Origin of the sequence: Streptomyces diastaticus subsp. diastaticus, from assembly GCF_011170125.1 — a bacterium.
Classification (GTDB): domain Bacteria; phylum Actinomycetota; class Actinomycetes; order Streptomycetales; family Streptomycetaceae; genus Streptomyces; species Streptomyces diastaticus.
In genome coordinates, this window is the sequence record NZ_BLLN01000003.1 from 470,495 (window position 1) to 490,141 (window position 19,647).

The following is a 19,647-nucleotide window of genomic DNA, read 5'->3' on the forward strand; positions in this document are numbered from 1 at the left end:
GGAGGCCGAGGCCCCCGAGGCCGCCGCCTCGGTGGGCGACCGCACTCCGGCGCCCTGGCGCCCGGCCGCCCGGCGGCTCACCCGCCGCGCAGCCACGCCACCGCCTCCTCGGGAGCGGCCGCGACCGGAACCCCCTCCGGCACCGGCGGCCGCCGGACCACCACCACCGGGATCCCCGCCTCCCTGGCGGCGGTCAGCTTCGGGGCGGTCGCCTCGCCGCCGCTGTCCTTGGTGACCAGTACCTCCACGCCGTACGCGCGCAACACCTCCCGCTCGCCCTCCAGGGTGAACGGGCCACGGTCCAGCAGCACTTCGCACTCCTCGGGCCCGGCTCCGGCCGGCGGGTCGACCGACCGCAGCAGGAACCACAGCCCGGGCCCGGCGTCCGCGAACGCCGCGAGCCCGGTCCGCCCCGTGGTCAGGAACACCCGCCTGCCCAGCGACGGCAGCAGTGCGGCGGCCTCCTCCAGCGAGGCCACCGGGTACCAGCGGTCACCCGGTCCCCGCCGCCACGACGGGCGGCGCAGCGCCAGCAGCGGGACGCCCGCTCCGGCCGCCGCCTCGGCCGCGTGGAAGCTCATCACCCCGGCGAACGGATGCGTGGCGTCCACCACCGCGGCCACCCGCTCCTCGCGGAGCCACGCGGTCAGCCCGGCCACGCCCCCGAACCCGCCGACGCGCACCTCGCCCTCGGGCAGGACGGGCCGCGCCACCCGCCCGGCCAGCGAACTGACCACCCGCAGGGGACCGGCCGCCCCCGCCGTGAGCAGGGCGGCGAGCCGCCGGGCCTCGGTGGTGCCGCCCAGGATCAGGACGAGGGGAGGGACCGGGTCAGCAGACGTGGTCACGGTCGCGGTCCGGCGAGTAGAGGTGGCTGTCGCGGAACTCCCCGGCGCCCAGCGTCCGCCCGACCAGGATGACCGCGGTCCGCCGGAGCCCCGCCTCGCGCACCTGGCCGGCGATGTCGGCGAGGGTGCCGCGCAGCACCACTTCCCCGGGCCTGCTGGCGAACGCCACCACCGCCGCCGGGCAGTCGGCCCCGTAGTGCGGCTCCAGCTCGGCGACGACCCGGTCCGCGTACCCGGTCGCCAGGTGCAGCACCAGCAGGGCTCCGCTGCGGCCCAGCGTCGCCAGGTCCTCGCCCTCGGGCATCGGCGTGGCCCGCTGCGCGACGCGGGTCAGGATCACCGTCTGCCCGACGGTCGGCACCGTCAGCTCCCGCTTCAACGCGGCCGCCGCCGCCGCGAACGCCGGGACGCCCGGCACCACCTCATACGGCACACCGGCCGCGTCGAGCCGCCGCATCTGCTCGGCGACCGCGCTGAACACCGAGGTGTCCCCCGAGTGCAGCCGGGCCACGTCGTGCCCCTCCTCGTGGGCGCGGACCAGCTCCGCGGTGATCCGGTCCAGGTCGAGCCGGGCGGTGTCGATCAGCCGCGCGTCCGGCGGGCACTCGGCGAGGAGTTCGGTGGGGACGAGGCTGCCCGCGTAGAGACAGACCTGGCAGGCGGCCAGGGTGCGCGCGCCCCGCACGGTGATGAGGTCGGCGGCACCGGGGCCCGCTCCGATGAAGTACACGGTCATGGGGGTCTCCGGAAGAGGGGAGGTCGGGGAGGCAAGGCGGCGGGCCGTCAGGGGCCCTGCCGGGAACGGAACGGGGGTTCAGGACGGATCGGCGGGCTTCACCACGGACCACTGCGTGACCGGCATCGCCTGCCGCCAGCCGGTGAACGAGCCCACCGGCACGGCCTGCGCCACCGCGAGCCGGGTCAGCTCCCCGCCGTGGCGGCGGTACCACTCGGTGAGCAGCGCCTCCGACTCCAGCGTCACCGTGTTGGCCACCAGCCGCCCGCCGGCCGGCAGCGCCGCCCAGCAGGTCTCCAGCAGGCCCGCCCCGGTCAGCCCGCCGCCGACGAACACCGCGTCCGGCACCGGCAGCCCGGCCAGCGCGCCGGGCGCCGCCCCCGTGAGCACCTTGAGCCGGGGCACGCCCAGCGCACGCGCGTTACGGGTGATCCGTTCGGCCCGCACCGGATCGCGCTCCACGCTCACCGCGCGGCAGGAACGGTGGGCGCGCAGCCACTCCACCGCGATCGACCCGGAGCCGCCGCCCACGTCCCACAGGAGTTCCCCGGGGGCGGGCGCCAGCGCGGCCAGCGTCGCCGCCCGTACGTACTTCTTGGTGAGCTGCCCGTCGTGCTCGTAGGCGTCGTCCGGCAGGCCGGGCACCACCGGCAGCCGGGGCGCGCCCGGGGCGCGGACGCACTCCACGGCCACGACGTTGAGCGGATCGCCCGCCGGCGCGGACCAGGTGGCGGCCACGCCGTCCACCCGGTGCTCCGCGGGCCCGCCGAGTTGTTCGAGCACCGTCATCCGGCTCGGCCCGTAACCGCGCTCCCGCAGCAGTTCCGCGACCCGGGCCGGGGTGGTGGCGTCCGGAGCGAGCACCAGCACCCGGCGCCCGTCGTGCAGGGCGCCGGCCAGCGCCGCCGGGTCCCGGCCGACCGCCGACACCACGTCCACGTCCTGCATCGCCCAGCCCATCCGGGCGCAGGCGTACGACACCGAGGACGGGTGGGGGAGGACGTGCAGGGCCGCCGGGCCCGCCTCCTCGGCGAGGGCGCGCCCGATCCCGTAGAACATCGGGTCGCCGCTGGCGAGCACCGCCAGCCGCCGCCCGGCGTGCTCGGCGAGCAGCTTCGGCACGGCGGGCCGCAGCGGCGAGGGCCACGCGACACGCTCACCCGCGCACGCGGGCGGCAGCAGAGCGAGCTGGCGCGGCCCGCCGATCACCACCTCGGCCGTGGCCAGCGCCTCCCGCGCCGCCGGGCCGAGCCCGGTCCAGCCCTCCGCCCCGATCCCGACGACGGTCACGGCTGGCTGCTCGGCTGTCGGGGTCACGTGCGGATACCTCGTACGGGGCGGGGGCGCGGGCAGCGGCCCGGGGGCGGGAAGTCGCCTCGCACTCTAACGCGCGTCCCACCCGCCCCCACCTGCGGCAAGGCGGTGGGGTTGCTCACTCGCCCGCCTCGCCCGCACCGCCTGCCCGGGGCTCACCGGTGCGCGGGGCACGCCTTGCGGGCGTGGGCGGGGCCGTGGCGGTGCGCGTGGTGGTGGCTGTGCCCGCCCTGGGACAGCGTCTTGGCCAGCTCCTTGGCCTGCTTGGCCTGCTTGAGACGCTCCCCGCCGCCCGCGTGCTGCTCGGGCCGGCAGCGGGGGCCGTGCTGCTGGTGGCGGCCGTGTCGCTTGGCGTCCCTGACGTCCTTGGCGTGCTTGAGCTGCTTGAGGTGCTTCAGATTCTTGAGGTGCTTCTCGCGCGGGCTGAGCGTCAGCGCCAGGCCGATGGCCAGCAGCCAGCTGTCCTTGCTGACGCCGATGCCGTCGGGGGTCGGCCAGACGCTGCCCTCCTTCCGCAGGCCCGGGGTCTGCGCGTACACCGCCATCAGGCTGCCCGCGAACCCGGTCAGCGCGGCGCCCGCGAGCCGGGTCGGCACCGCCGGGGTCAGCAGGGCCGCGCCGAGCGCGATCTCACCGGCGGCGAGCAGCCTGAGGAAGCGGGGCGCGTCGATGTTCTCCAGGAACGGGAAGCTCTGCCGCGCCATCCCGTGGACGCCCTGGGCCTGTTCGTCCGGCCCGTCCCACTTCTCCATCCCCGAGTGCAGGATGAAGGCCCCCGTGATCAGCCTGAGCGGCACCTGCCACGCCCTGACCTTGCCGCACCCACTCATACGAACTCCCTCCGCAGACCATGGAATCGCTCACCGCGGCGACGGTGGCCACGGTGAAGCGGACATTTCCGTCATTCTCCGCCGGAAGTGGAAGCTCGGCACCTGGGCGGGCCCCCGGCCACCGGGGCCACGGGACGTCGGCCACCGGCGACTGACGGGACCGGAGAGCGGAGCGTCACGTCACAGGAACCGCCGGATCGGTACCACCAGCGCCTCTCGGCCCCGCTGGAGCCAGGAACGGCGCCGGTACCGGTCGGCGCGCATCTCCACGCTCACCGCGGTGTCCTCGTCGAAGTGCCGGTCGAGGACGGCGGTGAACTCCTCGTCGATGACGGTGAGCATGACCTCCTCGTCGTGGTCGAGCGAACGCCGGTTGATGTTGGTCGACCCGGTCAGCGCCGCCACCCGGTCCACCGTGATGACCTTCGCGTGCATCATCGTCGGCTGGTACTGGTGGATGCGGACCCCGCAGCCGAGCAACTGGTCGTAGTGCCACTGCCCCGCGAGCTGGCAGACCCGCTTGTCGGTGTGCGGACCGGGCAGCAGGATCTCCACCTCCACCCCGCGCGCGGCCGTGGCGCAGAGCAGGTCGATGAAGTAGGTGTCGGGGGCGAAGTACGCGGTGGCGATCCGCACCCGCTCCTCGGCGGACTGGAGGATCACCCGCAGCAGTGTCTGCATGTCCTGCCAGCCGAAACTGGCCGAACCGCGCACCACCTGCACCACCGCGGAGCCGGACGCCTCCTGCGCCGTGAACCGGTCCCGCTCGTCGAAGAGGTCGTCGCAGCACTCCGCCCAGTTCTGCGCGAAAGCCGCCGCGACACCGTCCACCGCCGGGCCGCGCAGCCGCACATGGGTGTCGCGCCACTCGTTCTCGTTCCGGGCGTCGCCGCACCATTCCTCGGCGATCCCGACCCCGCCGGTGAAGGCGACCGTCTCGTCCACCACCAGGACCTTGCGGTGGCAGCGGTGGTTCTGCTTGAACGGCGAGAGGAAGACCGGCTTGCGGAACCACGAGACGTGCACCCCCGCCGCGTCCATCTCGTCCAGCAGGTGCTGCTCGATGAGCCTGCTGCCGAAGCCGTCGAGGAGCAGCCGCACCCGCACGCCCGCCCGCGCCCGGTCGCAGAGGGCGGCGGCGAAGTCGCGGGCGATCTCGCCCTTCCAGTAGACGAAGGTCATCAGGTCGACGGTGTGCTCCGCCGAGCGGATGGCGGCCAGCATCGCGGCGAAGATCTCGTCACCGTTGCGCAGCGCCGTCAGTGCGTTCCCCTCGGTGGCGGCCACGCCGATGAGCCGCTCCAGCCGTCTGCGCAGCCGCTGCCCGCGCGCCGTCAGTACCTCGCCACCACGGGCCCGGGCGTCGTCCGCCGGGACGTCCGTCATCGTCATGAGCTCTCCCGCCCTGGTCGAAAGGGCGCCGGAGCCCCGGCGTCCTGTGCCCGGAGGGTGCCCCCGCTTCCGCTCCGGCGTCACGTCACCTGCCCGGATCGCACATCCTTACGCTTCCAGGCCGCGGCCGCCACTCAGGGCACGGGCGGCCGTGCCCGCCTATTCTGACCGGGGCCGCGAGCTCCGGTGCCGCCGCCCGGCCGCACGGACGAGGCGAGAGGAAGACCGCAGGTGGAGAGCGCAGCGGAGCAGGACGGGGCCGCCCGGCCCGGGTCCGGCGTCCACGAGGTGGACGCGTCCTTGCTGGAAGGGCTCAGCGTCGACGAGAGCCGCCCCGAGCAACCGGTCCTGCGCAAGGCCGACGGCGAACCCGTCCGGACCTGGCGGGAGAACTATCCCTACGACCGGAAGATGCGCCGCCGCGAGTACGAGCGGTGCAAACGGGTCCTCCAGATCGAGCTGCTGAAGATGCAGAGCTGGGTGAAGGAGACCGGCGCGCGGCTCGTGATCGTCTGCGAGGGGCGCGACGCCGCCGGGAAGGGCGGCACGATCAAACGGTTCACCGAACGGCTCAACCCGCGCGGGGCCCGCGTCGTGGCGCTGGACAAGCCGACCGGGAAGGAGGCCGGCCAGTGGTACTTCCAGCGCTACATCGCGCACCTGCCCTCACCCGGCGAGATCGTCTTCTTCGACCGGTCCTGGTACAACCGGGCCGGGGTCGAGCGGGTCATGGGCTTCTGCACGGAGGAGCAGTACCAGCAGTTCCTGGTGCAGGCGCCGCTGTTCGAGAAGATGATCACCTCGGACGGCATCCTGCTGGTGAAGTTCTGGTTCTCCGTCTCGCGGGCCGAGCAGCGGACCCGCTTCGCCATCCGGCAGATCGATCCGGTGCGGCAGTGGAAGCTCTCCCCGACGGATGTGGCCTCCCTCGACCTCTGGGACGCCTACACCCAGGCGAAGATCGACATGTTCCGGGCCACCGACACGCCGTACGCACCCTGGACCGTCGTCAAGACCAACGACAAGCGCCGCGGGCGCCTGGAGGCCATACGGGGCCTCCTGCTCCGCGTCGACTACGCGGCCAAGGACGAGGACGCCCTCGGTGAGGCCGACCCCCTCGTCATCGGCCCCGCCGACACCCTCCTGGAGCCCGGCGAGGAACCCACCTCCCTCTCCCCGACCCCCCTCGCGGACCACGGAGAGGGCCCGGGCAGCCATCCAGGAGGCTAGGGGGGGCCACCCCCACGGTGCCCGGCACGCACCCGCCAGTCCTCCCCTCCGTTCGAGCAGGGGAGGCAGGGCCCGGCCGAGGACCTTCGCCCGGCGCGTCGGGCGCACGCACCGACCACCGCGGACCCCCGCTCAGCATGTGCCGGACGCCCCCGGGCCGGTCCCATGAGCCCGCGCCGGCCACACCCGAGCCCGGCCGGCGCTCGGAACCACCTCCCGGCCCACCCGGTGCAGGAGGCCCACCAGCGACCGCCACGGCCGAACCGGACTTGGCCGCGAACGGGCCCTGCCCAGCACCCTCAGCCGGGCCACGCCGCAGGTGGACCCCCGCGGAGTGCCCGTACCGCACGGGGGCCGGCGCGGCGCGCCTCACCCCGTTGGGTGCCTCGCTGCGGGCGGGATCCCGCCCGGCGGCCCCGCCCCCTGCCGCGGGAGTCCGACGAGGCGGGCCGAGGTGGCGACGGCCCCGTCGCCCACCGGTCGGCGGACGGCCGGGGTCCACGCCTGTCCGTCCGGAGGGCAAGTCCCCAGGGGCGACGGACGGGGCCGGCCGAGTGCGCCCCGCCGCCCCGCCCCGTCCGGCGCGCCGGGCAGGGCGCGGCGGGGGAGCAGGGGCGCGAAGCAACCCCGTGAGGGAAGGTGGCAGGGAGCGTGCGCCCTCCTGTGCGCCCCGCACACTCCTTGTGCTCCGTCCGGTGCACGTGCTCGGCGGGTGGCCCCCGGCCTGGCGTTTCCGCAAAACCCGCGTCGGGAAGTCGTACTCGAAAGGACGCGCGACCTGACGCATGACTTGCCCCGGGCGAGCACCGAGCCCAGCATGTAGAACACCCTGGCGGCCTGCCGCGGAGCCCCGGAACGCCGTAGTCGTTCCGGTGGAAGCCGCTCGTGGCCCTCGACGACGGAGGACTCGCATGGCCTCGTACTTCGAGAACAGCAGCGACGCCCTCGTGCCCGATGCCCTGAAGGGCTTCGCGCGGGCCCATGCCGACCTGGTCACCCTCGACCCCGAGTACGGCTTCCTGCTCAGCAGGACGGCGGCCCCCTCGCGCCGTGTCGCCCTGCTCTCCGGCGGCGGCGCGGGGCACGAGCCGCTGCACGCGGGGTATGTGGGCCGCGGGATGCTCGACGCCGCCTGTCCCGGCCGCGTCTTCGCCTCCCCGCACAACCGCCAGGTGTACGAGGGGTCCCTCGCCGCCGCCCGCGAGGAGGGCGTGCTGCACATCGTGAAGAACTACACCGGTGACCGGATCAACTTCGGCATCGCCGCCGAGCGCCTCGCCCACCGGGGCGTGCCCTGCGCGCGGGTGCTGATCGACGACGACCTCGCCTCCGACTCGGCGGACATCGCCTCAGGGCGCCGCGGCACCGGGGGCACCGTCCTCATCGAGAAGATCCTCGGCGCCGCCGCCGACACCGGCCTCGGCCTCACCGAACTCCAGGAACTCGGCACCCGCCTCGCCGGCCGCTGCCGTACGCTCGCCGTCGCCTCCGCCGCGCACACCGCGCCGACCACCGGCGAGCCGGCCTTCCCCCTCGCCACCGGCGAGCTGGAGTACGGGGTCGGCATCCACGGCGAGCGCGCCCAGGAGACCGTCCCGAGGGAGCCGCTCCGCGGCCTGGTGGAGCGCATGACCGCCGCGCTCCTGGACGCCCTCGCCCCGCAGGGTCCGGTGATCGCCCTGGTCAACGGCCTCGGCGCGGTCACCCCGCTGGAGCTCTACGCCGTCCACGGCGAACTGGCCGCGCTCCTCGACGCCCGCGGCACCGACCTGGCCCGCGCCCTCGTCGGGGACTACATCACCGCGCTCGACATGCGGGGCTTCTCCGTCACGCTGCTCGCGGCCGACCCGGAGATCCTCAGCCTCTACGACGCCCCGGTCCACACCGCCGCCCTGCGCTGGTGAGCGGCCTCCGGTCACCGACGCCCCCCATCCCACCGGCCACCGAGAGCGGGAGTTACGCCATGACGACGAGCCTCTCCCACGACGCCACCGCCACCGACGGCTGGATACGCCGGTTCGCCGAGTCCGCCCGCGCCACCGAGGGCAGGCTCACCTCCCTCGACCAGCAGGTCGGCGACGGCGACTTCGGCACCAACCTCACCGCCGGCGCCGACGCCGCCGTCCGCCGCCTCGACCGGATCCCGGCCGACGGCACCGACCCGGCCGCGCCGCTGGAGGCCGCCGCCACCGCCTTCCTGGACGAGGTCGGCGGCACGAGCGGCCCCCTCTTCGGCCTGCTGCTCCAGTCGCTGGCCGCCGCCGTCGCGGCGTCCGGTCCCACCACCGCGGCCTACGCCGAAGGCGTCGCCGACGGCCTCGCCGCGATCCGCCGGGTGGGCGACGCCGCACCCGGCGACAAGACCCTCGTCGACGCCCTGGCCCCGGCCGCCGAGGCGCTGCGCGGCACCTCGGCCGACACCTCCGTGGACCAGGCCCTCGCCGACGCCGCCGAAGCGGCCTGGGAGGGCGTCCGCTCCACGGCCCGGCTCCGCGCCCGCATGGGCCGCTCCAGTTACCTGGGCGAGCGCGCCGAGGGCATCCCCGACCCGGGCGCGGTCGGCGTGGGCCTGCTCTTCGCCTCGGCCCAGGGCGTCGTCAGCGATCTCGACGCGCACCTGGGCTGAGGCGCCCCCCGGCTACTCCTCGGCGCTGCCGCCCTGCTGCGGCACGTGGGCCCGGACCCATGCCAGCAGCACCGGTGAGTGCAGGGTCGTCACCCACAGGTCGGCGCGTGAGGCGTCCTCCTCGCCGGGGCGCGGTCCCACCCCCAGCACCCGCAGCCCGGCCCGCCGCGCCGACTCGATGCCGGTCATCGAGTCCTCGACGGCCAGCGCTTCGTCGGGCTGGGCGCCGCAGAGCCGCGCCGCCGTCGCGTAGACGTCAGGCCACGGCTTCGGGCGGACGGCCGCGGCGCCCGGCGCGGCGGCGGCCGACGGCTCGTCGGGGACCACGATGTGGCCGAAGTGGTGCAGCAGCCCGGCCCGGTCGAGACTGGTCTCCACCACCTCCAGCGGGCAGTTGCTCGCCACCGCCATCGGCAGCCGCCCGGAGAGCCGGCGGACGAACTCCGCGGCGCCGGGCATGGTCACCGGATCGTCGGCGACCAGCGCCATGAAGTGGTGCAGGAGCGACTCGGTCAGTTCCGGAGCCAGGTGCGGCTTGTCGGACTCCTCCGCCATCAGCCGCCCGCAGTCGGTGTAGTGCACTCCCTTGGCCCGCTCGGCGAACCCCGGCAGGGGCCGCAGCCCGAACTGCCGGAAGACCTGGCTCCGAGCGTCCTGCCAATGCCGTTCGGTGTCCATCAGGGTGCCGTCGCAGTCGAAGACGACGGCCTCGGGGGACCAGCTGAGGAGCGGGTGTGCCTTGGTGGTCATGGTGTACCTCCTGGGGGAGGGGGCGGTCGGGCTTGTCGCAAGACCGCGGTTTCGTGGGGTCGTGCGTTTCCCTGAGCCGGCCACCGGGACGTCGTACGTCCGCCGGTCTCGTGCGGGGGACGGGAGCGCGAAAGTGCAATCCCGCCCAAACCGCGAAACATCACGACGGCTACGTTATTTTCGCGATGAAGCATCACGCAATCACTACTTCGAGTGCTCGACGGGGTGGGGTGGCAGGTGTAAAGGGGACCCCGTCGGACGCCGCTCGCCGTCAACCTCGCGAGCCCTCAATCCCGCTCACGGCTCGCCAAGTTGAGGCATATTCGTCCGGCGCCGAGGAACGCTCCGAAGCGGCGGAGGGGATTCACTCGAATGGCCAGCAACCGCGCCGGAAATCGCGGGAAATCACCCGCACGCGTGCACCTTCGAAAGAATTGAACAATATCCGCGCACGGGAAGGTTATTTTGCTACCGGCGTACGCGGGCGCACTACATTCTCCGTCGTCACGGAAACGTTGAGCGAAGGTGGACAGCACGTTGCAGGAACGAGCGCGGGCAACCCGCAGATCACTCCTGGAGGCGGCGGCCCTCCTCTTCGCGGAACAGGGCTACGCCGGCACCAGCGTCAACGACATAAGCGCCAGGTCCGGCCGGACCAGCGGCGCCGTCTACTTCCATTACGCCAGCAAGGAGGGGCTCGCCCTCGCCGTCGTCAAGGACCGCTTCGCCACCTGGCCCGGCCTCGCCACCCGCTACGCCGACCGCGCCGAACCGCCGCTGGAGAAACTGGTCGCACTCAGCTTCGACATCGCCCACGCCCTCGCCGAGGACCCGGTCGCCCGCGCGGGCGCACGCCTCTGGGCCGAACGCGACACCATCGACGCCCCCCTCCCCGACCCCTTCGCCCTCTGGACCACCGCCACCACCCGCCTGCTCGCCCAGGCCCGCACCGCCGGCCACCTCGCCGACCGCGTCCGCCCCGCCCCCACCGCGCGCTCCCTGGTCCGCGCCTTCTTCGGCCTGTGCACGCTCACCGAAGCCCTGGAGGGCCGCACGGCCATCACGGCGCGACTGACGGACTGGTGGTTGCTCACCCTGGGCTCACTCCAGCAACGCCCGGACCCGGCAGGGGTGTTGGCGCGGGCGCTCCGGAGGCGGGCGCCCCGGGCGGGGGAGCGGATGGTGGGGGCGGCCAGCGGGGAGTGAGCGGGAGGCCTTCGTACGGGTGCCGCGGGGGGCTCCCGGCGGCTCCGGGCGGCGGGACGAGCGGACCCGGCCGGCGCGTCAGGCGCCGTCCGTCGTGCCGGCGCTCCCGGCGGTGTCACGGTCGGCGGCGCGGAGGAGCGCCCGCGGCACGTGCCGGGCCCGGCCGCGTGGACCTGAGCCGCCGGACCGGACGTACACGGCGCTGAGCGCCGTGACGAGGAAGCCGAAGCGTGCCGGCCTGATGGGCCGACTGAGCGAGCCGCACGAACGGCTGGGCCGCGGGCGGGGGCGCGAACGCGGAACTGCGCTGCCGCGTCGCCCGGCTGGAAGCCGAGCCGGGGGCCCAGGGCGACCGCGTCGAGCAGCTCCAGGACGGGCTGCGAGCGGTCCGGGACGAGAGGCTGATCCTCCGGGAGAGGCTGAACGGGGTGCATGTGCGGCGCGCGGGGCTGTACTTCAGCTGGGCCGGGGAGGAGGAGGTCCGCCGTCGCGCCGCGGAGGCGGAGCGCGAGGAGGCCCGTCGGGAGAGGGGACGACAGGTCGAGGAGCTGAGCCTGCGGCTCGGCGCCGCGGAGGGTCTGCTGAGGTCCGTCCTGGAGCCGAGGCCGGGCGTGGCGAGGAGGAGCAGGACGAGGCGGGCCCCGGCGGCTCCGTAACCGGCACGCCGCCAGGAGGCCGTGCCACCTGGCGACGCCCGCGCCGGGAGCGGTGACACCGCCGCGCGTCGGCCGTGGCCGCCGGCGACCGGGACCTCGCGGGCCGGGGACCGGCCCCGGCGCGGAGGAGGGCTGCTCCCCGTCGTCCCGGGGAACAGCCCTCGTCGTCACCGCGCGGCCTACAGGTCGAAGTACAGCTCGAACTCGTGCGGGTGGGGCCGGAGCTGGATCGGGGCGATCTCCTGGGTGCGCTTGTAGTCGATCCAGGTCTCGATCAGGTCGGAGGTGAAGACGCCGCCGGCCTGGAGGTACTCGTTGTCGGCCTCGAGGGCTTCGAGGACGGCCGGGAGGGAGGTCGGGACCTGGGGGACGCTCGCGTGCTCCTCGGGGGCCAGCTCGTAGAGGTCCTTGTCGATCGGCTCGGCGGGCTCGATCTTGTTCTTGACGCCGTCCAGGCCCGCGAGGAGGAGGGCCGAGAAGGCCAGGTACGGGTTGGAGGACGGGTCCGGGGCGCGGAACTCGACGCGCTTGGCCTTCGGGTTCGAGCCGGTGATCGGGATGCGCATCGCGGCGGAACGGTTCCGCTGGGAGTACACCAGGTTGACCGGGGCCTCGAAGCCGGGGACCAGGCGGTGGTAGGAGTTCACCGTCGGGTTGGTGAAGGCGAGCAGCGACGGGGCGTGCTTGAGGATGCCGCCGATGTAGTAGCGGGCGGTGTCCGAGAGGCCCGCGTAGCCCTGCTCGTCGTAGAAGAGCGGGGTGCCGCCCGACCACAGGGACTGGTGGACGTGCATGCCGGAGCCGTTGTCACCGAAGATCGGCTTGGGCATGAAGGTCGCGGTCTTGCCGTTGCGCCAGGCGACGTTCTTCACGATGTACTTGAAGAGCATCAGGTCGTCGGCGGCGGCGAGCAGCGTGTTGAACTTGTAGTTGATCTCCGCCTGGCCGGCGGTGCCCACCTCGTGGTGCTGGCGCTCGACCTCCAGGCCGGCCCGGTCCAGCTCCAGGGAGATCTCGGCGCGCAGGTCGGCGAAGTGGTCGACCGGCGGGGCCGGGAAGTAACCGCCCTTGTAGCGGACCTTGTAGCCGCGGTTCTCGACCTCGGAGCCGGTGTTCCAGGCGCCGGCCTCGGAGTCGATGTGGTAGAAGCCCTGGTTCGCGGAGGTCTCGAAGCGCACCGAGTCGAAGACGTAGAACTCGGCCTCGGGGCCGAAGAACGCGGTGTCGGCGATACCGGTGGAGGTGAGGTACGCCTCCGCCTTCTTCGCGATGTTGCGGGGGTCGCGGCTGTACTGCTCGCCGGTGATCGGGTCGTGGATGAAGAAGTTGATGTTCAGCGTCTTGTCGCGGCGGAAGGGGTCCACGCGCGCCGTCGACAGGTCCGGGCGGAGCGACATGTCGGACTCGTGGATGGCCTGGAAACCGCGGATCGACGATCCGTCGAAGCCCAGCTCCTCGTCCGGGTCGAACGCCTTCGCCGGGATGGTGAAGTGCTGCATCACACCCGGGAGGTCGCAGAAGCGGACGTCAACGAACTTGACGTCCTCGTCGGCGATGAACTTCTTCGCGTCGTCGGCGTTCTGGAACATCCAACTCCTCCTACTCCCGACCCGGGAAGGGCGGGGTGGTAGCTCGGTCGTGCGGCCAGTGCGGGTGGCGCACGGTGAACCTGAGACTAGGGACAGGGGATTTCTCAAGCATGACCCATGTGTTTCACCGACGTTAATCGGACGGACCCGCGCGAACCGTGTGACCTGGGCCTCATCCGTTCCGTGCTCACCCGGACGCCCCCGCGGGCGTGACCTGACTCATGCCGCGCGCCCCGGGCCCGGCGCCGGACCGGGTACCCCGCCGCAGTACCGTGTGAGCGTGGACAACAGGCAAGCAATCGGATCGTGGCTCTCCGGCCCGCGCGCGGCCGCGGAGGAGATGGGAGCCGACTTCGGCCACCGGGGGGAGCGGCTCGGCCTGCCCGAGCACGGTCCTGGGTCGGTGGCCCCGGTGGGGCGCCGGTTCGGGGCCCTCGCCGTCGACTGGGCGCTGTGCATGCTCATCGCGTACGCCCTGTTCTCCGGTGGCGACGCCCAGTCCGCGGGGAACTGGGCCCTCGGCATCCTGCTGGTGATGAACATCCTCACCGTCGGCACCGTGGGCTGCACCCCGGGCAAGCTCCTACTGCGTCTGCGCGTGATCTCGGAGAACGGCGGCCGCCTGGGTCTCGGCCGGGCCGTGGCCCGCAGCGTGCTGCTCTGCCTCGCCGTACCGGCCCTGGTCTGGGACCGTGACTCGCGCGGGCTCCACGACCGGCTCGGGCGCGCCGTGCAGATCCGCGTCTAGGGCCTGTCCGGCGGATCCTCGTGGCGCAGCCCGCGGCGAGAGTGCGGCCGGGCGTCGCGGGCCCACGAAGATCCGCCGGGTCCCAGGGCCCGGGGCGCCGCCCCGGTGCACGGGAGCTCTCGGGCCCTGGTCCCGCGGTGGCCGGTCATGTCGCTCGACAGGGCGCCGGACGTGCGGGAGGGCGGCACCGGAACCGAGGTTCCGGTGCCGCCCTCCCGCACGTCCGGGTCAGGAGTTCAGCGCATCTTCGGGCCACGCGGCATACGGGCGCCCTTGGGCATGGGGCCCTTCGGCACCGGCATGTTGCTCATCAGGTCGCCGAGGGCGCGCAGCCGGTCGTTGGTCGCGGTGACCTGCGGCCCGGTGAGGACGCGCGGGTACTTGAGCATCGTGGTGCGGACCTTCTTCAGCGGGACCTGGTCCTCGCCGGTGCCCACCACGATGTCGTGGACGGGCACGTCCACCACGATCCGCGCCATCTTCTTCTTCTCCGCCGCCAGCAGGCCCTTCACCCGGTTCGGGTTGCCCTCGGCGACGAGGACGATGCCGGCCTTGCCGACCGCGCGGTGCACGACGTCCTGGCTGCGGTTGACCGCGACCGCCGGGGTCGTGGTCCAGCCGCGGCCGATGTTGTCCAGGACCGCCGCCGCCGCTCCGGGCTGGCCTTCCATCTGGCTGAACGCGGCCTTCTCGGCGCGGCGGCCGAAGATGATCGCCATCGCGAGGAAGGCGAGCACGAAGCCGAGAATGCCGAGGTAGACCGGGTGGCCGACGAGGAAGCCGATAGCAAGGAGCACGCCGAAGGTGACGATCCCCACCGCGGCGATGACCAGGCCGATCTTCGGATCGACGCGCTTCGCCATCTTGTACGTCTGGGCGATCTGCTTGATCCGCCCCGGGTTCGCAGAACTCGCTGCGTTGTCCTTGCTCGCCATGCGACGAAGTTTACGTGTCCCTGATGCGTCGGCGTCCTGCGGGCGGGGTATCAGTCGCCGCCTGACCGCCGGGCGGTGCCGACCTGCTGCCGGAACGGTTCGGCGGGACCGGCGCGGGGCGGCTCAGGAGGTCTGCGAGCCAGGTGTGGCGGCGGCCTCCAGGACCGCCTGGGCCTCCACCCGGTCCTGCGCGCGGCGACGGTCCTCCAGGACCGAGGTCCAGGCGTTGCGGCGGGCCGTGCGCTGACCCGAGCGCAGCAGCACGGACTCGACGGCGCGCAGCGCGCCGGTGACGGAGGGCCACGCGGCGGGCCGGGTCGTGGTGGTCCTGAGCGGGGTGACGGGCGCGGCCTGCATCTGAAGATCCCCTCGGAGAACGGCGAAGTGGCGCGGTGCCGGAGACGTGCCGTCCGCGCCCGCCGGACGGGGGGAGGTCCGCCCCGGCCCTGGAGCACGGCGTACGTACAGCGTCACCGACTGGTGTTACCAGGGCGTGACCTGCGGGTCAAACACCCATGAAACCCTCGCGGCGCCCGGCCCGCACCCCGGGACGGCCGAAACGGCCCCCGTACGGTCGCGAACTGCGGATTCGTACGAGGGCCGATCGGCGGCCGGGGCGCGGCGACGGGCCGGGTGTGCGGGGATTCACAGGGCCCGGGCCGGATGACCGGGGCACGGCCCCGGCCGGAGGCGGTCAGAGCGCGCGGGCCGCCGGGGCGGTCTCGGCGGGGACTCCGGAGCGGCGGTCCATCGCCTGCTGGAAGAGGCGCCCGGCGCGGTACGAGGAGCGGACCAGCGGGCCCGACATGACGCCGGAGTAACCCATCTCCTCGGCCTCCTCCTTCAGCTCCACGAACTCGTGCGGCTTCACCCAGCGCTCCACCGGGTGGTGGCGCACCGAGGGGCGCAGGTACTGCGTGATGGTGATCAGCTCGCAGCCCGCGTCGTACAGCCGCTGGAGGGCCTCGCTGACCTCGGCGCGCTCCTCGCCCATGCCCAGGATCAGGTTGGACTTGGTGATCAGGCCGGCCTCGCGGGCGCGGGTGATGACCTCGAGCGAGCGCTCGAAGCGGAAGCCGGGGCGGATGCGCTTGAAGATGCGCGGCACCGTCTCGACGTTGTGCGCCAGGACCTCGGGACGCGAGGAGAAGACCTCGGCGAGCTGGTCGGGGTCGGCGTTGAAGTCGGGGATGAGCAGCTCGACCTTGGTGTGGCCGCCCTCGCGCTCCGAGGTCATCGCGTGGATCCGGCGGACCGTCTCGGCGTACAGCCAGGCGCCGCCGTCCTCCAGGTCGTCACGGGCGACGCCGGTGATCGTGGCGTAGTTCAGGTCCATCTTGACGACGGACTCGCCGACGCGGCGGGGCTCGTCGCGGTCGAGCGCCTGCGGCTTGCCGGTGTCGATCTGGCAGAAGTCGCAGCGCCGGGTGCACTGGTCACCGCCGATGAGGAAGGTGGCCTCGCGGTCCTCCCAGCACTCGTAGATGTTGGGGCAGCCGGCCTCCTGGCAGACCGTGTGCAGGCCCTCGCTCTTGACCAGCTTCTGGAGCTCGTTGTACTCGGGACCCATTTTGGCGCGGGTCTTGATCCACTCGGGCTTGCGCTCGATGGGGGTCTGGCTGTTGCGGACCTCCAGGCGCAGCATCTTGCGTCCGTCGGGTGCGACTGCGGACACACCGGCTCCCTGTTGGTTTGCGTGGCTCGCGTCACGGGGCGCGACGTCGATTCTTCGGCGTACATCAGGGTACGCCCCGCCAACTGCGGGGTGACTACCCCGGTCAGCCTCCGGGACCGTGGCTCGCGTCCCCCGTCCGGCCCACGCCGGGAAGGGCCGTCAAGGCGCTCGGTCAGGCCGTGGCGGGCTCGCCGGCGGACGGTGCGGCAGGTTCGGCCTCGGGCCGCCGGGGGAGCGGCACAGCCTCGCTGAGCACCTCGGCGAGATGCCGCTCCACGACCGGGAGGACCTCCTCGACGGTGACCTCGCGGCCCAGTTCCTGCGCGAGCGAGGCGACGCCCGCGTCCCGGATGCCGCAGGGGACGATCCGGTCGAACCAGGTGTTGTCCGGGTTCACGTTGAGCGAGAAGCCGTGCATGGTGACGCCCTTGGCGACCCGGATGCCGATGGCGGCGAGCTTGCGGTCCTCGTGGCGCTGGCCCGCGTTGGAGGGCGCGTACTGCGGACCGGCCAGGCGCGGGTCGAACTCGTCGTCGCCACCGAGGCGCGGGTCGAGGTCGAGGGAGAGCCCGCCGAGCGCCGCCCGCTCCTCCTTCGGGGCACCCAGGACCCAGACGCCGCTGCGGCCCTCGATCCGGGTGGTGGCCAGGCCCAGCTCGGCGCAGGCGCGGATCAGGGCCTCCTCCAGGCGCCGGACGTGGGCGACCACGTCGACGGGGCGGGGCAGCTTGAGGATCGGGTAGCCGACGAGCTGTCCCGGGCCGTGCCAGGTGATCTTGCCGCCCCGGTCCACGTCGATGACGGGGGTGCCGTCGAGGGGGCGCTCGCTCTCCTCGGTGCGCCGCCCGGCGGTGAAGACGGGCGGGTGCTCCAGGAGCAGGCAGGTGTCCGGGATCTCGTCGGCGAACCGGGCGGCGTGCACCCGGCGCTGCTCCTCCCACGCCCGCTGGTACTCCACCGCGTCCGCACCGAATCCCAGCCGGACGAACTGCACGTCACCCACGGCCCGCACCTCCTCGTTCGCGCGTCCACCGCGCCTTCGGGTCACTGTACGACCCGCCGCCGGAAGTCAGGCGTCCGCCCGATACTCACACGATCGGATGAATGTGTGGCACACCTCACTGCGCGGGCCGTGCGGCCCGTTACATTCACGCCGTTCCATCAGGGCTGCTCCACGGGCCCGGAAGGCAGGAGACCGCACAGCAGATGACGGACCGACCCCCTCAGCGCACCCCCAACCGCCAGCTCGCCGCGCTCATCGCGGAGGCCGGGTTCTCCCACGCGGGGCTGGCCCGCCGCGTCGACCAACTCGGTCTCGAACACGGGCTCGATCTGAGATACGACAAGACCTCGGTGACCCGGTGGCTGCGCGGCCAGCAACCCCGAGGGACCACCCCGGCCCTGATCGCCGAGGTCTTCACCCGGCGGCTGGGACGGCGGCTGACCGCCCAGGACCTCGGCCTCGACGCGTGCGCGCCGGTCTACGCCGGACTGGAGTTCGCGGCCACGCCCGAAGAGGCCGTCGACATCGTCAGCGGCCTGTGGCGCAAGGACTCCGGCAGCCACACCGAACTGCGGAAGATCGCCTTCACCCCGGCCGGACTGGTCGTCCCCAGCCGCGACTGGCTGATCGGCCGGGCCGACGACCGGGTCGGCCGCGGCGACCCCACTCCCGTCCCGGCCACCGTGCGCATCCCCGCGCAGGGCCGGCCCGTGCAGGCCGGGGCCCGGGCGGTCACCGTCGCCCCGCGCACCCGGCACCAGACCGAGCGCGGCCCCGGCCAGCGCGTCTCGGCGGGTGACATCGCCGCCCTCCGCTCGGTCGCCGACCTCTTCCGCTCCCTGGACCACGCCTACGGCGGCGGCCACGCCCGGCAGGCGCTCGTCCGCTACCTGGAGCACGAGGCCGAGCCGATGCTGCGCGGCCGGTACGGCGAGGCGACCGGCCGCCGCCTCTTCGCCGCCGCCGCCGACCTGACCCGGCTGGCCGGCTGGACCTCCTACGACATCGGGGCGCACGGGCTGGCCCAACGGTACTTCGTGCAGGCGCTGCGGCTGTCGCAGGCGGCGGCCGACCGGGCGTACGGCAGTTACGTGCTGATCACCATGAGCCGGCAGGCGGTCTACCTGCACCACGGGCGGGAGGCGGTGCAGCTGGCCCGGGTCGCGCAGCAGGGCGTGGGGACGACCGCGCCGCCGGTGGTGCAGGCGCTGCTGCACGCGGTGGAGGCGCGCGGGCACGGGGTGCTCGGCGAGGGCCGGGCCTGCCAGGCGTCGCTGGGGCGGGCGGAGCGGGCGCTGGAGGCGGCGCGGCCGGGGGACGACGTGCCGCACTGGGCGCGGTTCTTCGACGAGGCGCAGCTCGCGGACGAGTTCGCGCACTGCTACCGCGATCTCCAGCAGTACCGCCACAGTGCCCAGCACGCGGAACGCTCGCTCCAGCTCCGCGCGCACGGGTACGCCCGCAGCCGCCTGTTCTGCCGGGTCGTCCTCGCCTCCGCCCGCCTGGGCCTCGGAGAGCTCGACCAGGCGTGCACGCTGGGCGCGGAGGCGGCGCAGCACGCCGCCGAGATGCGGTCCGCGCGGGCCGTCGAGTACGTCCGCGACTTCGAACGCCGCCTGGAGCCGTACCGGGACGCGGCGGCGGTGCGCGGCTACCGGGACCGGGTGGCGGCGCTGCACTGAGCGCCGGGGCGGGCGGGGGAGTCGTGGCCCCCGTCCGCCTCGGACGGGACCCTGGCGGGACCTCCGTCGTGACGTACCGCTTCACGGCCGGCGCCGTCACCACCGGAACCGGCCCGGACGGGTGCTCCACCGAGGCGGCCCCGGCCGAGGAGCGGGACGGGAGCGGGTTCGCCCCGGGGGTTCCTGGCGGGCGGGGAGGAGCGCGACGAGCAGGACACCCCCCACAACACGCCCTGCCCGGTCACCGCCGGGCAGGGCGCGGCCTAGGGCTGCGTGAGCGAAGCCGTGCGGGCCGACGGCGTACTGCGGCTCGTGCTCGCGCTCCCCGGGCGCTGGACGCCCTCGGGCCGGCCGACGGCGGGACCGAGGCCGTCCTCTCGGCGCCGGACGCGGACGTCGCCCGGTTCCGGGAGGCGTCGGCGCCGGC

17 protein-coding genes are annotated in these 19,647 nt (G+C 73.8%); 6 read left to right on the plus strand and 11 right to left on the minus strand.

The genetic code is table 11. The features are described from left to right. Nucleotides 1–77: 77 nt before the first annotated feature. The 5 genes from Sdia_RS10510 to Sdia_RS10530 all read right to left on the minus strand — a co-directional run bounded on the left by Sdia_RS10510 (nt 78) and on the right by Sdia_RS10530 (nt 5,120). The gene (locus Sdia_RS10510) at nt 78–848 is read right to left on the minus strand and encodes a cobalt-precorrin-6A reductase (protein WP_100452986.1); all 771 of its coding nucleotides are present in this window, start codon (nt 846–848) and stop codon (nt 78–80) included. Next, on the minus strand, nt 832–1,584 hold the full coding sequence (gene cobM, locus Sdia_RS10515) for a precorrin-4 C(11)-methyltransferase (RefSeq protein WP_100452987.1): 753 nt from the start codon (nt 1,582–1,584) through the stop codon (nt 832–834). The genes Sdia_RS10510 and cobM overlap by 17 nt, the downstream gene beginning before the upstream one ends. A 78-nt stretch (nt 1,585–1,662) precedes the next feature. Next, a complete protein-coding gene (gene cbiE / locus Sdia_RS10520; protein ID WP_115068635.1) occupies nt 1,663–2,901 on the minus strand; it encodes a precorrin-6y C5,15-methyltransferase (decarboxylating) subunit CbiE in 1,239 nt (412 codons plus the stop codon). Nucleotides 2,902–3,053: 152 nt separating this feature from the next. Next, nucleotides 3,054–3,728 (minus strand): DoxX family membrane protein, encoded by a 675-nt coding sequence (locus Sdia_RS10525; RefSeq protein ID WP_100452989.1) that lies wholly within the window; start codon nt 3,726–3,728, stop codon nt 3,054–3,056. A gap of 180 nt (nt 3,729–3,908) precedes the next feature. Continuing rightward, nucleotides 3,909–5,120 carry a phospholipase D-like domain-containing protein gene (locus Sdia_RS10530; RefSeq protein ID WP_100452990.1) on the minus strand — a complete coding sequence of 404 codons (1,212 nt, stop codon included), beginning with the start codon at nt 5,118–5,120 and terminating at the stop codon, nt 3,909–3,911. Nucleotides 5,121–5,351: 231 nt separating this feature from the next. Here Sdia_RS10530 and ppk2 point away from each other — a divergent pair, with 231 nt between their 5' ends. The 3 genes from ppk2 (at nt 5,352) to dhaL (ending at nt 8,976) form a co-directional block, all read left to right on the plus strand. Next, on the plus strand, nt 5,352–6,350 hold the full coding sequence (gene ppk2, locus Sdia_RS10535; protein ID WP_100452991.1) for a polyphosphate kinase 2: 999 nt from the start codon (nt 5,352–5,354) through the stop codon (nt 6,348–6,350). Between the two features lie 911 nt (nt 6,351–7,261). After that, the gene (locus tag Sdia_RS10540) at nt 7,262–8,254 is read left to right on the plus strand and encodes a dihydroxyacetone kinase subunit DhaK (RefSeq protein WP_100452992.1); all 993 of its coding nucleotides are present in this window, start codon (nt 7,262–7,264) and stop codon (nt 8,252–8,254) included. Between the two features lie 59 nt (nt 8,255–8,313). Further along, on the plus strand, nt 8,314–8,976 hold the full coding sequence (gene dhaL, locus Sdia_RS10545; RefSeq protein WP_100452993.1) for a dihydroxyacetone kinase subunit DhaL: 663 nt from the start codon (nt 8,314–8,316) through the stop codon (nt 8,974–8,976). A 12-nt stretch (nt 8,977–8,988) separates the two neighbouring features. Here the strand turns inward: dhaL and Sdia_RS10550 are convergent, their stop codons facing one another. Continuing rightward, complete coding sequence (locus tag Sdia_RS10550) at nt 8,989–9,726, minus strand: HAD family hydrolase (protein ID WP_100452994.1); 738 nt, start codon at nt 9,724–9,726, stop codon at nt 8,989–8,991. A gap of 525 nt (nt 9,727–10,251) precedes the next feature. On the opposite strand from Sdia_RS10550, the gene Sdia_RS10555 reads away from it, so the two are divergent. After that, nucleotides 10,252–10,932, plus strand: a complete 681-nt coding sequence (locus Sdia_RS10555) for a ScbR family autoregulator-binding transcription factor (protein ID WP_181844022.1) — start codon at nt 10,252–10,254, stop codon at nt 10,930–10,932. A gap of 835 nt (nt 10,933–11,767) precedes the next feature. Here Sdia_RS10555 and glnA read toward each other — a convergent pair. Further along, complete coding sequence (gene glnA, locus Sdia_RS10560) at nt 11,768–13,177, minus strand: type I glutamate--ammonia ligase (protein ID WP_100452996.1); 1,410 nt, start codon at nt 13,175–13,177, stop codon at nt 11,768–11,770. A 280-nt stretch (nt 13,178–13,457) separates the two neighbouring features. On the opposite strand from glnA, the gene Sdia_RS10565 reads away from it, so the two are divergent. Continuing rightward, a complete protein-coding gene (locus tag Sdia_RS10565; RefSeq protein WP_164494980.1) occupies nt 13,458–13,925 on the plus strand; it encodes an RDD family protein in 468 nt (155 codons plus the stop codon). A 236-nt stretch (nt 13,926–14,161) separates the two neighbouring features. Here Sdia_RS10565 and Sdia_RS10570 read toward each other — a convergent pair whose 3' ends face one another. From Sdia_RS10570 to lipB, 4 genes are all read right to left on the minus strand, one after another. After that, entirely contained in the window at nt 14,162–14,860 is a 699-nt protein-coding gene (locus tag Sdia_RS10570; protein WP_100452998.1) for a DUF4191 domain-containing protein, read from the minus strand. A 123-nt stretch (nt 14,861–14,983) separates the two neighbouring features. Then, nucleotides 14,984–15,217, minus strand: coding sequence for an SCO2195 family GlnR-regulated protein (locus Sdia_RS10575; protein ID WP_100452999.1), 234 nt, complete (start codon nt 15,215–15,217; stop codon nt 14,984–14,986). 337 nt (nt 15,218–15,554) lie between these two features. Then, nucleotides 15,555–16,535 carry a lipoyl synthase gene (locus Sdia_RS10580; protein ID WP_100453000.1) on the minus strand — a complete coding sequence of 327 codons (981 nt, stop codon included), beginning with the start codon at nt 16,533–16,535 and terminating at the stop codon, nt 15,555–15,557. 172 nt (nt 16,536–16,707) lie between these two features. Then, nucleotides 16,708–17,538 (minus strand): lipoyl(octanoyl) transferase LipB, encoded by an 831-nt coding sequence (gene lipB / locus Sdia_RS10585; RefSeq protein ID WP_100453001.1) that lies wholly within the window; start codon nt 17,536–17,538, stop codon nt 16,708–16,710. A 203-nt stretch (nt 17,539–17,741) separates the two neighbouring features. Between lipB and Sdia_RS10590 the strand changes: the two genes are divergently transcribed. Beyond that, nucleotides 17,742–19,220 (plus strand): NsdA family TPR-like regulatory protein, encoded by a 1,479-nt coding sequence (locus Sdia_RS10590; protein ID WP_100453002.1) that lies wholly within the window; start codon nt 17,742–17,744, stop codon nt 19,218–19,220. Nucleotides 19,221–19,647: the final 427 nt, after the last annotated feature.

Coding starts and splice junctions, on each gene's coding strand:
- cobM (WP_100452987.1), bottom strand. CDS start 1,584: ATGACCGTGTACTTCATCGGAGCGGGCCCCGGTGCCGCCGACCTCATC.
- Sdia_RS10575 (WP_100452999.1), bottom strand. CDS start 15,217: ATGCAGGCCGCGCCCGTCACCCCGCTCAGGACCACCACGACCCGGCCC.
- dhaL (WP_100452993.1), top strand. CDS start 8,314: ATGACGACGAGCCTCTCCCACGACGCCACCGCCACCGACGGCTGGATA.
- Sdia_RS10525 (WP_100452989.1), bottom strand. CDS start 3,728: ATGAGTGGGTGCGGCAAGGTCAGGGCGTGGCAGGTGCCGCTCAGGCTG.
- Sdia_RS10550 (WP_100452994.1), bottom strand. CDS start 9,726: ATGACCACCAAGGCACACCCGCTCCTCAGCTGGTCCCCCGAGGCCGTC.
- Sdia_RS10540 (WP_100452992.1), top strand. CDS start 7,262: ATGGCCTCGTACTTCGAGAACAGCAGCGACGCCCTCGTGCCCGATGCC.
- glnA (WP_100452996.1), bottom strand. CDS start 13,177: ATGTTCCAGAACGCCGACGACGCGAAGAAGTTCATCGCCGACGAGGAC.
- Sdia_RS10570 (WP_100452998.1), bottom strand. CDS start 14,860: ATGGCGAGCAAGGACAACGCAGCGAGTTCTGCGAACCCGGGGCGGATC.
- Sdia_RS10530 (WP_100452990.1), bottom strand. CDS start 5,120: ATGACGATGACGGACGTCCCGGCGGACGACGCCCGGGCCCGTGGTGGC.
- Sdia_RS10590 (WP_100453002.1), top strand. CDS start 17,742: ATGACGGACCGACCCCCTCAGCGCACCCCCAACCGCCAGCTCGCCGCG.